This is a genomic window from Streptomyces sp. NPDC048506 (assembly GCF_040651315.1).
Taxonomy (GTDB): domain Bacteria; phylum Actinomycetota; class Actinomycetes; order Streptomycetales; family Streptomycetaceae; genus Streptomyces.
The window spans coordinates 111237-125150 of record NZ_JBEZIX010000011.1; the positions used below are offsets into that span (position 1 = coordinate 111237).

General features: G+C 72.5%; 10 protein-coding genes and 1 pseudogene. 4 read left to right on the forward strand and 7 right to left on the reverse strand.

Going from position 1 to position 13914, the window contains the following annotated elements; all coding sequences use genetic code 11:
- Positions 1 to 19 precede the first annotated feature (19 nt).
- From AB0C96_RS11415 to AB0C96_RS11425, 3 genes are all read left to right on the forward strand, one after another.
- On the forward strand, positions 20 to 2458 hold the full coding sequence (locus AB0C96_RS11415; RefSeq protein ID WP_362916068.1) for a ribonucleoside-diphosphate reductase subunit alpha: 2439 nt from the start codon (positions 20 to 22) through the stop codon (positions 2456 to 2458).
- The gene (locus AB0C96_RS11420) at positions 2458 to 3531 is read left to right on the forward strand and encodes a ribonucleotide-diphosphate reductase subunit beta (RefSeq protein ID WP_362916070.1); all 1074 of its coding nucleotides are present in this window, start codon (positions 2458 to 2460) and stop codon (positions 3529 to 3531) included. The genes AB0C96_RS11415 and AB0C96_RS11420 overlap by 1 nt, the downstream gene beginning before the upstream one ends.
- A 109-nt stretch (positions 3532 to 3640) precedes the next feature.
- Positions 3641 to 5578, forward strand: coding sequence for a transglycosylase domain-containing protein (locus AB0C96_RS11425; protein WP_362916072.1), 1938 nt, complete (start codon positions 3641 to 3643; stop codon positions 5576 to 5578).
- 70 nt (positions 5579 to 5648) lie between these two features.
- Here AB0C96_RS11425 and def read toward each other — a convergent pair whose 3' ends face one another.
- The 6 genes and pseudogenes from def to AB0C96_RS11455 form a co-directional block, all read right to left on the reverse strand.
- Positions 5649 to 6293: a peptide deformylase gene (gene def, locus AB0C96_RS11430; protein WP_362916074.1), complete on the reverse strand. Its 645-nt coding sequence runs from the start codon at positions 6291 to 6293 to the stop codon at positions 5649 to 5651.
- 70 nt (positions 6294 to 6363) lie between these two features.
- Positions 6364 to 7365: a hypothetical protein gene (locus AB0C96_RS11435; RefSeq protein WP_362916076.1), complete on the reverse strand. Its 1002-nt coding sequence runs from the start codon at positions 7363 to 7365 to the stop codon at positions 6364 to 6366.
- A gap of 492 nt (positions 7366 to 7857) precedes the next feature.
- Positions 7858 to 9201: an HD domain-containing protein gene (locus AB0C96_RS11440; RefSeq protein ID WP_362916078.1), complete on the reverse strand. Its 1344-nt coding sequence runs from the start codon at positions 9199 to 9201 to the stop codon at positions 7858 to 7860.
- 383 nt (positions 9202 to 9584) lie between these two features.
- Positions 9585 to 10889: pseudogene (locus tag AB0C96_RS11445) on the reverse strand (HD-GYP domain-containing protein); the annotation flags it as partial.
- Positions 10890 to 11050: 161 nt separating this feature from the next.
- Positions 11051 to 11491 (reverse strand): mycothiol system anti-sigma-R factor, encoded by a 441-nt coding sequence (rsrA, locus tag AB0C96_RS11450; RefSeq protein ID WP_362916080.1) that lies wholly within the window; start codon positions 11489 to 11491, stop codon positions 11051 to 11053.
- Positions 11488 to 12192, reverse strand: coding sequence for a sigma-70 family RNA polymerase sigma factor (locus AB0C96_RS11455; RefSeq protein WP_362916199.1), 705 nt, complete (start codon positions 12190 to 12192; stop codon positions 11488 to 11490). Before AB0C96_RS11455 ends, rsrA begins: the two co-directional genes overlap by 4 nt.
- Positions 12193 to 12599: 407 nt before the next feature.
- Here AB0C96_RS11455 and AB0C96_RS11460 point away from each other — a divergent pair, with 407 nt between their 5' ends.
- On the forward strand, positions 12600 to 13163 hold the full coding sequence (locus AB0C96_RS11460) for an XRE family transcriptional regulator (RefSeq protein ID WP_362916201.1): 564 nt from the start codon (positions 12600 to 12602) through the stop codon (positions 13161 to 13163).
- A 21-nt stretch (positions 13164 to 13184) separates the two neighbouring features.
- Here the strand turns inward: AB0C96_RS11460 and AB0C96_RS11465 are convergent, their stop codons facing one another.
- Positions 13185 to 13817 (reverse strand): alpha/beta family hydrolase, encoded by a 633-nt coding sequence (locus tag AB0C96_RS11465; protein WP_362916082.1) that lies wholly within the window; start codon positions 13815 to 13817, stop codon positions 13185 to 13187.
- Positions 13818 to 13914: the final 97 nt, after the last annotated feature.

The window sequence follows — 13914 nt, forward strand, 5'->3', positions numbered from 1 at the left end:
GAGTGAGGGAGAGCATCACGTGACCATCGCGCCAACGGAGCCCGCGTCAGACGCCGAGGTCGTGCCGCCTGCGGTGACCACGCCGGCCGCCCCCGCCGACGGCGGACCGGGCGGGGACGCGCCGGACGGACCGGGCGTCGCCCTGCTGCGCACCCTGACCCGGCTGACCGAGGACCTCACCGCGACCGACCCCGGCAAGGTGGCCGCCGCCGCCCTCCGCGGCCGGTACGAGGGCGCAGGCGAGGCCGAGCTGCGGTCGCTGGCGATCGACGCCGCGGCCGGGCTGATCGGTGACGAGCCGCAGTACTCCAAGCTCGCCGCGCGCCTGCTCACCCTCGCAATCTCGGAGGAGGCGGCCGAACAGGGGGCGGTCGCCTTCTCCGTCTCCATCGAGGTCGGCCACCGCGAGGGGCTGATCGCCGACGAGACGGCGGAGTTCGTACGGGCGCACGCCGCGCAGCTGGACGCACTGGTCGACGGCGCGCTCGCGGACGGCGCCGACGACCGCTTCGGCTACTTCGGGCTGCGCACCCTGCACTCCCGCTACCTGCTGCGCCACCCCACCACCCGCCAGGTCATCGAGACCCCCCAGCACTTCCTGCTGCGGGTGGCCTGCGGGCTGGCCGAGGACCGTTCCGAGCGGGCCCTCGCGGACGTCGCCGAGCTGTACCGCCTCACCAGCTCGCTGTCCTACCTCCCCTCCTCCCCCACCCTCTTCAACTCCGGCACCCGGCACCCGCAGATGTCGTCGTGCTACCTGCTGGACTCCCCGCTGGACGAGCTGGACTCGATCTACGACCGGTACCACCAGGTCGCCCGGCTCTCCAAGCACGCCGGCGGCATCGGGCTGTCGTACTCCCGTATCCGCGCCCGCGGTTCGCTGATCCGCGGCACGAACGGGCACTCCAACGGGATCGTGCCGTTCCTGCGCACCCTGGACGCCTCGGTCGCAGCGGTGAACCAGGGCGGCCGGCGCAAGGGCGCCGCCTGCGTCTACCTGGAGACCTGGCACGCGGACATCGAGGAGTTCCTGGAGCTGCGGGACAACACCGGTGAGGAGGCCCGCCGCACGCACAACCTGAACATCGCGCACTGGATCCCGGACGAGTTCATGCGCCGGGTGGCGGCGGACGCCGACTGGTCGCTGTTCTCTCCCGCGGACGCACCGGAGCTGGTGGACCTGTGGGGCGAGGAGTTCGACGCCGCGTACCGCAGGGCCGAGGCCGAGGGCAGGGCCGTCAAGTCCGTTCCGGCGCGGGTCCTCTACGCGCGGATGATGCGCACCCTGGCACAGACCGGCAACGGCTGGATGACCTTCAAGGACGCCGCCAACCGCACCGCCAACCAGACCGCCGAGCCGGGGGCGGTCGTGCACTCCTCCAACCTGTGCACCGAGATCCTGGAGGTGACGAACGACGGCGAGACCGCCGTCTGCAACCTCGGGTCGGTCAACCTCGCCGCGCACCTGGGTACGGACGGCCGGATGGACTGGGAGAAGCTGGACGCCACGGTCCGTACGGCCGTCACCTTCCTGGACCGGGTCGTCGACATCAACTTCTACCCGACCGAGCAGGCCGGCGCGTCCAACTCCCGCTGGCGGCCGGTCGGCCTGGGCCTGATGGGCCTCCAGGACGTCTTCTTCCGGCTGCGGCTGCCCTTCGACTCTCCCGAGGCCCGGGAGCTGTCCACCCGGATCTCCGAGCGGATCATGCTCGCCGCGTACGAGGCGTCCGCCGACCTCGCCGAGCGGCACGGTCCGCACCCGGCCTGGTCCGCGACCCGCACCGCCCGCGGTGTGCTGCACCCGGACCACTACCCCAACGCCGAGCCCCACTGGGCCGACCGCTGGGCGGCGCTGCGCACCCGCATCGCCGCGACCGGGATGCGCAACTCCCTGCTGCTGGCGATCGCGCCGACCGCGACCATCGCCTCCATCGCGGGGGTGTACGAGTGCATCGAGCCGCAGGTCTCCAACCTCTTCAAGCGGGAGACCCTGTCCGGCGAGTTCCTCCAGGTCAACACCTACCTGGTGGAGGAGCTGAAGGCGCGCGGCCTGTGGGACGCACGGACCCGTGACGCCCTGCGCGAGGCGAACGGCTCGGTGCAGGACGTCAGTTGGATCCCCGAGGAGGTCCGGGCGCTGTACCGCACCGCCTGGGAGATCCCGCAGCGCGCGCTGATCGACATGGCCGCGGCCCGTACGCCCTACCTCGACCAGAGCCAGTCGCTGAACCTGTTCATGGCGTCGCCGACCATCGGCAAGCTCAGCTCGATGTACGCCTACGCCTGGCAGCAGGGCATCAAGACCACGTACTACCTGCGGTCGCGCCCGGCGACCCGGATCGCCCAGTCGGCCCGCGGCACCGCCGCCGCCGTCCCCGTGCCGCAGCAGGCCGCCGACCCCGAGGCGGTCGCCTGCTCCCTGGAAAACCCCGAGTCCTGCGAGGCCTGCCAGTAATGCCCGACAACCCCACCGCCCCCGAGACCACCACCACCGCCGCCGCGGCCGCGCACACCGCCACCACGGGCGCGAAGAACCTCCTCGACCCGGGCTTCGAGCTGACGCTGCGCCCGATGCGGTACCCGGACTTCTACGACCGCTACCGCGACGCGATCAAGAACACCTGGACCGTGGAGGAGGTCGACCTCCACTCCGACGTCGCCGACCTCGCCAAGCTCTCCCCTGGCGAGCAGCACCTCATCGGCCGTCTGGTCGCGTTCTTCGCCACCGGCGACTCGATCGTGGCCAACAACCTGGTCCTGACCCTCTACAAGCACATCAACTCCCCCGAGGCGCGGCTGTACCTGAGCCGTCAGCTGTTCGAGGAGGCCGTGCACGTCCAGTTCTACCTGACCCTGCTGGACACCTACCTCCCCGACCCGGACGACCGCGCCGCCGCGTTCGCCGCGGTGGAGAACATCCCGTCCATCCGGGAGAAGGCCCAGTTCTGCTTCCGGTGGATGGACCACGTCGAGCAGATCGAGCAGCTGGAGACCAAGGAGGACCGCCGCCGCTTCCTGCTCAACCTGATCTGCTTCGCGGCGTGCATCGAGGGCCTGTTCTTCTACGGCGCCTTCGCCTACGTGTACTGGTTCCGCTCGCGCGGGCTGCTGCACGGGCTGGCGACCGGTACCAACTGGGTGTTCCGGGACGAGTCCATGCATATGGACTTCGCGTTCTCGGTGGTGGACACGGTCCGCGTGGAGGAGCCCGAGCTCTTCGACGACAAGCTGGAGCAGCAGGTCACCGAGATGCTCAAGGAGGCCGTCGAGGCGGAGTTGCAGTTCGGCCGCGACCTGTGCGGTGACGGCCTGGCGGGCATGAACACCGAGTCGATGCGCGAGTACCTCCAGTGCGTCGCCGACCAGCGGTTGCAGCGTCTCGGCTTCGCGCCGGTCTACGGCTCGGAGAACCCGTTCTCCTTCATGGAGCTTCAGAACGTCCAGGAGCTGACCAACTTCTTCGAGCGCCGGGCCTCCGCCTATCAGGTCGCGGTCGAAGGCTCGGTCTCCTTCGACGACGACTTCTAGGCCCACCGAAGTCCCGGACCCGCGGCGCCCCTTCGACCCTGGCCACCTGCCATTGTGAGCGTTCTGTTACCTCGGCAACCGGAGCGGTGGCCACCACATCTCACTGGATATGAAGGGCACGAAGGGGCGTCGCCGGTTCATCGACTATCCGCGCCAGGGACGGGAGGGCCCGCGCCGCTGGCTGCCGTCATGGCGGCTGTGGCTCGGCACCTTCTCGTTCGGCATCCTCTGCCTGGTGGGGCTGTTCGCCGTCGTCTACGCGACGGTGGACATTCCGAACGAGAACGAGCTCGCCGGGCAGGAGGCCACCGTCTACTACTGGGCGGACGGCAGCCAGATGGTCAGCGTGGGCGCGGTCAACCGGCAGAACGTCACCCTCGACAAGGTGCCCGACTCCGTCGAGAACTCCGTCATCGCGGCGGAGAACGCCACCTTCTACAGCGATCCCGGCGTCTCGGTCCAAGGAATTGCCCGCGCCCTGGTCAACATGGTCTCCGGCGAGGAGACCCAGGGCGGCTCCACCATCACCCAGCAGTACGTGAAGAACACCTATCTCTCGCAGGACCAGACGGTCACCCGCAAGGTGAAGGAATTCATCATCTCGCTGAAGGTGAGCAACCAGAAATCCAAGCCGGAGATCCTTCGCGGATACCTCAACACCAGCTGGTTCGGTCGCGGTTCCAACGGAATTCAGGCGGCCGCCCATGCGTATTACGGCATCGACGCCAAGGACCTGAACCCCAGCCAGGGTGCCCTGCTGGCCGCCCTGCTGAAGGGCTCCGAGCAGTACGACCCGGGGCTGAGCAAGGCCAACCACCAGCGGGCCGTGGAGCGCTGGAAGTGGATACTCGACCGGCAGGTCGCCACCGGCAAGATGAGCAAGGAGGAACGGGCCAAGTACACCAAGTTCCCCGAGCCCCGGGCGCCGTCGAAGCCCACCAGTCAGGCCGGCCAGATCGGCTATCTCGTCGATGTGGCCAACAAGTTCGTCCGGGCGGCCACCGGACTGACCGACCAGGACCTGGCGCGCGGCGGCTACCGCATTCACACCACGTTCGACAAGGCACGCACCCGCCGTCTGGAAAAGGCGGTCAATGACGTCCGCCGGGAGAACATCGACCCGAAGGAACGCGCCGCCGACAATTACGTGGAATTCGGCGCGGCCTCCGTGCGACCCACGGACGGTGCGATCGTCGCGCTCTACGGCGGCGCGGACGCCACCCGGCACTTCAGCAACAACGCGGACACCTCGGCCGTCCCGGCCGGCTCCGCCTTCAAGCCGTTCGTGCTGGCCGCCGCGCTCCAGCAGCGGGGCGACCGGCCCGACGACGGGGTGACCGAAGCGGCCCCGGTGGACTGGGAGAGCCGGCTCGGGGACCTGCGCGGGGCCCTGATGAAGGCCGAGAACCCGCCGTTCGTGCAGGCCGGGAAGGAGATCGGGCTGGAGCGGATCCGGGATCTCGCGGTGGCCGCCGGGCTGCGCGAGGAGAGCATGGCGCGCCTGGAGCAGACCTTCCCGCTGGGCACCTCGGCGCCCAGCGCGATACGGATGGCCAGCGCCTACACCACCTTCGCCAACGGCGGGCAGCACGCCGACCCCTACGCGGTGTCCAAGATGACCTGCGACGGCAGGAAGATCAGCGGCTTCCAGCGCGCCGAGCCCGATCAGGTCCTCGACGCCGGGGTCGCCCAGGAGGTGTCGGTAACCCTGGAGGGGCTGGGCTGGCGCTCCCTGGGGCTGCCCGACGGCCGGCCGGTCGCGGCCGGCCGGACGGAGCCGGGCGACCGGATGAAGTCGGCGTGGTTCATCGGCAGCCCGTCGGCCGCGGACACGACGTCCGACGGCGCCGACGGCTCGCGCGTCGTCCGCCCCGAGCGGGCTACCGGCCCGACCGCCGGCGACGAGCCGACCACGGCCGTCACCATGTTCCGCAACAAGCCCGGTGCGCCCGAGCTGCTGCCCCTCCAGGGCGTCGGCGGTGACCCGAAGGCGCTGGGGACGGCCCTCCCGCCGAAGGTCTGGGAGGCCTACCAGGCGGGCTCGTAACGGCGGCGGGGTGCCCTGGCCTCGTAGCGGCGGCGGGGCGCCCGGCCCGGAGCCGGGCGCCCGCTGCGCCTCAGTCGTTGGCGACGACGGGGTAGCGCGGCTCCCGCTCGGCCATCTGCTTCAGCGCGTCCTTGCGGTCCCGCTTGCTGAGCCGGTCGATGTAGAGGTAGCCGTAGAGGTGATCGGTCTCGTGCTGGAGGCAGCGCGCGAAGTAGCCGGTGCCCTGGACGACGATCGGCTCGCCCTTCATGTTCTGGCCGCGGACGACGGCGTAGTCCGGGCGGGCCAGCTCGGCGTACGCGCCGGGCACGGACAGGCAGCCCTCGTTGGAGTCGTCCAGCACCCGCCGCTCGACCGGCAGCTCGTCCAGCACCGGGTTGCACACATGGCCGACGTGGCGTTCGCCCTGGTCGTCCAGGCAGTCGTAGACGAAGACCTTGAGGTCCACGCCGATCTGGTTGGCGGCCAGGCCCACGCCCTCGGCGGTGCGCTGGCTGGCGAACATGTCGTCGATCAGCTGGGCGAGCTCGTCGTCGAACGCGGTGACGTCCTGGCACTCCTTGTGGAGCACCGGATTGCCGACGACCGTGATCGGCCGCGAGGTACCCCGCTCGCGGTGGGCGGCCTCCCGCTCGTTGGCGTCCGTGACGTCGTCGAGGAACTCGTCGTCCACCCGCTGGTCACTCTCTTGATCAAACACCGGCTGCTGGGCCATCTCCGCCGTACGCCTTCCTCACAAAACCCTGATGAGTCGCCCTACAGCCTACGGGGACGCGCCCGGCCGCTCAGCAGACCTCTTCGAGATCGCGCCATTCCCGGGTGTCCGGGCTGTCCGCGACCCAGCCGTCCAGCAGCCCGCGCACCAGGGCGGACGGCGCGGCGATACCGCATTCGCGCTCCGGCACCCACAGCGAACCCGAGCCCGCGGTGCGGTGACCCAGCGGGCCGGGGTGCCCCGGTTCGCTGTGGTCGTGCGGGTCCAGGTGCTCGCCGTCGCCCTCGTCGCTGGGCATCCGGCTCTCGGAGCAGGTGCGGCACAGCAACCGGACGGAGGACGACCAGTCCTCGGCGGCGTAGCCGGCATCGGCCGCCAGCCGCTCCAGGGCGTCCCGGTCGGCCTCCGTGGCGGCCTCCAGGAGCACCACCCAGGTGGGAACCGGGGAGGGCGCCCACAGCTCGATCTCGTCGAAGACCGGGTACGCCCGGGTGGCGCCGCCGGCACCGGCGGCGGTGGTGCGCTCGCCGTGCGGGACGCCGTCGTGCAGCACGACCTCGCCCCAGCGCCGCCCGGAGGACGGCAGCGGGATGGAGAGGACCTCGATGCGGGCCGGGTCCAGCCGGCGGCCCCAGACCACTTCGGCCTCGCCCTCCGGGGAGAGTCGGACGGCGGCGCTGCCCAGGGCCATACCAAGCGGTTCGCCGGACGGGGAGCCCTCGGCGGGGACCTTGAGTCCGTAGGCCTGCCAGGCGCGGCGGGCGAGCGGCCAGTCCTGGAGGGCGGTGGCGGCGATGCCGACGTTCCACCAGTCGGGCGCCCCGGTCTCGCGGTCGAGCAGTGCGACCGCGCGCAGGCCGGCGGCCCGCGCCTGTTCCCAGTCGTGCCGGAACTTGTGCAGCAGGGCGAGGTTGAACCAGGACTCCGACAGCCACGGCTCCATGTCCGCGGCGCGGGTCAGCAGTGCGCCCGCGTCCTCGTAACGGCCGTCGCCGATCAGCGTGAAAGCGCGGTCGGTCGCCTGCCGCCACGAGGCGGAGGGCCGGTGCCGTACCTTGCCGAAGATCCTCACGATTCCCGCCTGCTGGTTGCTCTCGTTGCCGCTCCGGTGGTCTCCCGAGTGGCGCCCGGGGCCCTGTCGGGGGGCCCACTCGACAACCTGCCACAGATTGCCGTCGGGCTCAGCCCGGTTTGTTGCGCCCCCTGCGGCTCCTTGCCCTTCGCCGACCCCCTGAACCCCCCGGAGAGGGCCTTCCTTCGCATCCAACCATGCCCATCTCCGAGGGCGCTCATTACCCATGGGTTCCATGGCTCCCGGCACACGATGACGGCTCCGCCGCGGGATGCGGACGTACGGACGGATCGGGGCCGTGCGTACGTCCGTCACGGGCGATTTCCGGCCTTACCGGCGAATACCCGGCGGAACAGGGGCCGTGAACGGGGTGTACGACGCACCGCAGGCGCCCCGTTCCGTGCGCCGGGAGCAGGCGCCCCCGCGCACCGTGCTCATACCCCCTGCCGTCCGGGGCGCACACCAGGCGCGCTTCCGTACGCCCCGCGTGCCTCACCCCGCCCGGCAGCCACGCGCCAGGACCCGGGCCAGCGCCTCGACGACCTCGGGCTCGTGGTCGTGCGCGGTGGCCAGCCGCAGCCGCTCCAGGGCGCGCAGCCGCCCGCCGGGTCCGGCCGCCCCACCGGACAGATCGTCGTAGGCGTTGACGGTGCGGACGATACGCGCCATGACCGGCTGGTCCCGGTACGGATCGGCCTGCCGCTCGACGATCACCGCGACCTCGGCGGGGGCCCCGGTCTGCCGGACGACGGCGCCGCCCAGCAGTGCGATCCGACGCTGCTCGGCGGGCGGCAGCGGGGCAGTGGCACCGTCCGGCACCGGGTCCAGCAGCGAGAGCTGGCCGATGTCATGCATCAGCGCGGCGTACTCCAACACATCCAAGTCAGGTGCGTTCAAGCCGAGTTCACGGCCCACCGCACGGCTGAGCGCGGCCACCCGGCGGGCGTGGCCGTGCGGGGTGTAGCCGGCGATCTCGGTGGAGCGGGCCAGCGAGGCGATGGTCTGGCGGCAGGTGGCACGCACGGCCGCGAACCGGCGGAAGGCGAACTGGGTGAGCAGCAGCGGCAGGCAGAACACCGGCAGCGCCCACAGTCCGGCGACCGCGGTGGCCAGCGAGATCACCACTCCGGTGGCGCAGATGGCGGTGCCGAGGCCGAGCAGCGCCCGCAACTCGTCGTGCAGCAGCGGCCCGTACGGCCAGCCGGTGCGGGCCCGGGCCAGCGCGGCGGCCAGCACCGCGTCGCACAGCGTGGTGAGCGCCAGTAGGCCGACCAGGAAGAGCGGATGGGCCGGCCCGGACGTCACCCACCTGCCCAACGCCCCACTGGCGCGGAGGGGTTGGAAGCAGACGGCGGCGAAGCCGACCGTCAGCACCCGGCGGGCGAGCTGGTCCAGCGCGGGGCCGCGGCCGCGCGCGACCTGCGGCACGAGGCCGACCAGGCCGGCCGCCAGGACGACGGCCACGGTCTGCGGGACGCCGTGCGCCGTCGGCCGTCCGGCGGCCGCTCCGAGCAGTGCGTACGCGAGCGCCCCGGCCGCGGCGAGCGGTGCACCCTCCCGCTCCTCCGGCGCCCGTCCGTACCCGGCGGCCGGTGCCGGGCCCCGGCCCACCAGCTCGCCGATCGCGATCAACACCCCGAAGGCCAGCGCGATCCCCGGCTGGACCAGGCCGTCCCACAGCGTCCGACCGAGCGACCAGCAGGCCAGCGCGGCGGCGGAGGTGTGGACGGCGACGACCACGCCCCGCCCGCGGACGGCGGGCGCCCGGCGGCCGGCGCCGCCGGCCCGGCCCTCGGGTGACGGGCCGTCGGGGGGCTCCTCGGGCGCGGGGGTCATCGCCGACCGCCCTGTCCGGACGGCCCGGCCGGGGCGGAAGAGCCGGTCGGGACGGACGGTCCGGTCGCGATGGACGGCCCGGTCACGGCAGTCGGTCCGGTCACGGCAGTCGGCCCGGTCACGGCAGTCGGCCCGGTCACGGCCGAGGAACCGACCGCAACGGACGGTCCGGTCGCGGCGGAGGAACCTACCGCAACGGACGGTCCGGTCCGTTCGGGCCGACCCGGTGCGGGGTCGCGCGCCACGGCTGCGACGGGTGCGCCACCCTCGACCCCGAGCGCCCCCTTCACCCCTTGCGCCCCTTCCCTCCCGTCAGCTGTGACGTTTCCTCTCCCGCACCGCACCGCCCCCGCCACCACGTCCGCCGCGGTCACCACATCGGCCGCGGTCACCGAGTCGGGTTGCCAGCCGTACCGCCCCAGGGACGCCGCCAACGCCCGCACCATCCGCGGGTCGAACTGGGCGCCGGCGCACTTGCGCAGCTCGGCGAGCGCCGCCGGCACCGGCCTGGCCCGCCGGTAGGAGCGGGTGGAGGTCATCGCGTCGAAGGCGTCGGCGACCGCCACCACCCGTGCGAACTCGGGAATCTGATGCCCCCTCAGCCCGTAGGGGTAGCCGCGGCCGTCCAGCCGCTCGTGGTGGTGCAGGATCGCCGCCCGCGCCTCCCCCAGGAAGCCGATGCCGCGCACGATCTCGTGGCCGTACTCGGGGTGCAGCTCGATGACCCGGCGCTCCTCCGGGGTGAGCGGCCCGTCCTTGCGCAACAGCCGGGTGGGCACGCCGAGTTTGCCGACGTCGTGCAGGATGCCGGCGAAGCGGAGCACCTCCATCCGGTCCTCCGTCATGCCCAGCTCCCGGGCGATCATCACCGATGCCCGGCCGACCCGTTCGCTGTGCCCACGGGTGTAGCGGTCCTTGATGTCCACGGCCTGGACGAGGGCGCGCACGGTGGCCTGATGGGCGGCGCGTTCGCGGTGACAGCGGTCGAAGACCCAGCAGGAGAGGTACATCGGCAGCAGCACCAGCAGCGCCGCCGGCGGGCCGTACGAGCTGCGCCACAGCACCGCCATCATCAGTCCGGCCAGGCCGTGCACCAGGTGCGGTCCCAGCGACCGGGTCAGCAGCCCCCGCCAGGCGGTGCGCACCGGGTACCGCTCGGCGGCGACCAGCACCCCGCCGTCCAGCGCGGCGAGCACGGCGCAGAAGGCCGCCGCGCCGGCCGCGGCCGGCAGCAGCAGAACGGGGAACTGCGGTGCGGACAGCGGCTGGTGGTCGACGACCCGGAAGACCCGGGCCGCCACGCAACAGGCGAGCGCCAGCTCGGCGGCGTGCCAGAGCCTGCGAGCGGCGGCCGAGCGCTCCTCGGCCGGGGCGAGCAGGGCGCCGGGGACGGCGGCCAGTGCGGCCAGCGGCGGTGGCAGCAGGACCACCCCGGCCAGCAGGACGGGGCTCGCCCAGCCGGCGGGGAACCCCGCGGGCGTCACGCCGGTCCCCCGGCCGAACGGCATCAGGCCACCCAACAGCGGCCCGCGACGGACCCGTTCGCACAGTGCGTAGAGGACGGCCAGGGCCAGGGCGGTGCTCCAGGGGGCGGCGGCGCCGAGCCGTATCGCGGGGGCGGCGCACAGCGCCGCGGCCAGGGTGGCGCAGCCGATATACCATCGCGCGGCCGTCGGAAGTCCCCGCATCGCGCCCTCCTCACCATGCCCACCGCCCGCGCGCTGCCGTCCTGTCCGCAGAGCGCTTGGGTTCGGTGAGAATAGAGGGGCTGGGGCGCCGGAAAGGGCGCTTCAGCGGATCGGGCGGGACGAATCACCCCGCCCCTCACCCCTTAGGGTGATGTGCCGCCTTATTCGGCGCGCGCGGCCTTGGTCCGTGCATCAGGACCGGCGTCGGTCCGCGCGTCGGCGGCGCCGGTCTCCTCGGACCGGTCGCCCGCCTCCTGGGAGCCGGCGGCCGCCTCGGCCTCCGCCTGCTCCCGCTGTGCCTGTTCGTGCCGGGCCTGGTCCAGCACGCTCACCTCGGGCACGGCCTCGCCGGCCCGGATGAGATCGATCCGGCCCATGACCTTGGAGCGCAGGTCGCTGGGGACGTCGTCATGGCCGCAGCAGCGCTTGACGAGCTTCTTGACGGCCTGCTCCAGGCCGTACTTCTCCAGGCACGGAGAGCACTCTTCGAGGTGGACCTGGAACTCCGCGCACTCCCCGGCGGGCATCTCCCGGTCGAGATACTCGTAGAGGTGGTCAAGGACCTCTGAGCAGTCCTTCTCGTGCGGCTCTCCGCAGCTCATGATCCCGAGCCTTTCCGGTCGTGCGACTCCGACGTCCGCGCGGCCTGCGGGTCCGCAGCCGTCGCCCCCGCCGGGACCAGCCCGCGCTCACGGGCATAGTCCTCCAGCATGCCGCGCAGTTGGCGCCGGCCGCGGTGCAGTCGGGACATCACCGTGCCGATGGGTGTCCCCATGATGTCCGCGATCTCCTTGTACGCAAACCCCTCGACATCGGCGAGGTAGACGGCGATGCGGAATTCCTCCGGAATCGCCTGGAGTGCGGCCTTCACGTCCGAATCGGGGAGGTGGTCCAGCGCCTGGGACTCGGCGGAACGCAGACCCGTCGACATGTGCGACTCGGCGCGCGCCAGCTGCCAGTCCTCGATCTCGTCGGCGGCACTGCGCTGCGGCTCCCGCTGCTTCTTGCGGTAGGAGTTGATGAAGGTGTTCGTGAGGATGCGGTACAGCCAGGCCTTGAGGTTGGTGCCCTCCCGGAACTGGTGGAAGGACGCATACGCCTTGGCATACGTCTCCTGCACCAGGTCCTCCGCGTCGGCCGGATTGCGCGTCATGCGCAGAGCGGCGGAGTACATCTGGTCCAGGAAGGTGAGGGCGTCCCGCTCGAAGCGCGCGTTCCGTTCGACCGCGCTCTCCTGTCGGCGCGCGGACTGCTCCTCAGCCGTGCCGTCGGTCCCTGCGTCGGTACCGGTGACCGGACCCACCTCCTCCAACACCACGGATCCGGAAACGGACCCACTCGAATCGGAGAATAGACGACGATCCGGTGCCGCCGCCGCTCCAGCCAGGGCGGGCTGCGTCACCTGCATCTGCGACCACGGCAGGTCAGCGACCGGGCGGGCCAGGCAAGCGATTCCCATGCGGCGGACTCCCATTCTCGTGCTTCGCCGGCTGTACTCACGTGCATACGACAGCCTCAACAGCGCGGTGCGGCGGATCATTCCCGCTCGGACACCCGTTCTTCCGTCGGCTTGACAAACCCCCTTGCCGGTTCGGCAATGGAGGGGTGGACCACACGCCGCGCAGCACCCGCAACGCCCCCGCCGACGGCTCCGCGCCCGGCCCCTCCGACGGCACCGGCCCCGCCGGTGGAGAGACCGAGCACGACCGGGTGCTCGCCGAGGTGGGCCCGCGGCTGCGGCGGCTGCGCCAGGAGCGCGGGGTGACGCTCGCGGCGCTCTCCACGGCGACCGGTATCTCGGTGAGCACGCTGTCACGCCTGGAGTCCGGCGGCCGCCGGGCCACCCTCGAACTGCTGCTGCCGCTGGCACGGGCGCACCGGGTGCCGCTGGACGAGCTGGTGGGGGCGCCGGAGGTGGGCGATCCACGGGTGCGCGCCGCGCCGCAGCGGCGCGGCCGCATGACGGTGGTGCCGCTGACCCGCCAGCCCGGTGCGCTCCAGGCGTTCAAGCTGGTCATCGATCCGGAGGAGGGCGCCCCCGAGCAGCGGACGCACGAGGGCTACGAGTGGCTGTACGTGCTGTCCGGCCGGCTGCGCCTGCTGTTGGCGGACCACGACGTGGAGCTGCGGGCCGGGGAGGCGGCGGAGTTCGACACCCGGCTGCCGCACTGGTTCGGGCCCGCGGGCGAGGAGCCGGTGGAGGTGCTCAGCCTGTTCGGCCGGCAGGGCGAGCGGATGCACGTGCGGGCCCGGCCGCGGGGAGCGGCGGACTGACCCGGGGCGCGCCGGGTCGGGTCAGCCGAGCATCCCGTCGAGCCAGGCCAGCACCGCATCCGTGAGCCCGGCCATCGACTCGGCCTCGGTGACGCCCGCCGACTTCGGCACCGCGAAGCCGTGGTCACCGTGCGGCACCTCGGTGAGCACGGTCCCCGACGGGAACTCCTGCGGACGGCCGAACGGGTCCCGGCCGCCCTGGACGACCAGCGTCGGCACCCCGGCACCGGTCAGCTCGTCCGCCCGGGACTTCTCCGGCTTGCCCGGGGGGTGCAGCGGGAAGCTGAGCGCCAGTACGGCCTCGGCGCCCAGCTCGCCCGCCATACGGCAGGCCACCCGGGCCCCGGCGCTCCGGCCGCCGGCCACCACCGGCAGGCCCGGCTTCGCCAACGCCGGCCACAGCTCGCGCCACCCCGCGTCCAGCGTCCTGGGCGCGGGCGCCACCTTCTTGCCCGCCACCCGCCACGGCTGCTCGACCAGCGCCACGGTGTAGCCACGGGCCGGCAGCGCGGCCGCCAGCGCCCGCAGGTCGCGTGCCTCGATGCCGCCGCCGGCGCCGTGCCCGAGGGCCACCACGGCCCGGGCCGGCTCCGCGCCGCGGTACCAGGTGATCCGGGCGTCGCCCGCCGGTGTCCCGACCGTCTCGCTCTCCATCGCCCCTGTCCTCATGCCGAAACGTCCCGCTCCACGCCGTCCTCGCCTGCGCGAGGCACGCACCGTCCCGTGAGCGCTCGCCGCGCTCACCCATGTG

Coding starts and splice junctions, on each gene's coding strand:
- AB0C96_RS11465 (WP_362916082.1), bottom strand. CDS start 13,817: ATGGAGAGCGAGACGGTCGGGACACCGGCGGGCGACGCCCGGATCACC.
- rsrA (WP_362916080.1), bottom strand. CDS start 11,491: ATGAGCTGCGGAGAGCCGCACGAGAAGGACTGCTCAGAGGTCCTTGAC.
- AB0C96_RS11440 (WP_362916078.1), bottom strand. CDS start 9,201: ATGACCCCCGCGCCCGAGGAGCCCCCCGACGGCCCGTCACCCGAGGGC.
- AB0C96_RS11420 (WP_362916070.1), top strand. CDS start 2,458: ATGCCCGACAACCCCACCGCCCCCGAGACCACCACCACCGCCGCCGCG.
- AB0C96_RS11425 (WP_362916072.1), top strand. CDS start 3,641: ATGAAGGGCACGAAGGGGCGTCGCCGGTTCATCGACTATCCGCGCCAG.
- def (WP_362916074.1), bottom strand. CDS start 6,293: ATGGCCCAGCAGCCGGTGTTTGATCAAGAGAGTGACCAGCGGGTGGAC.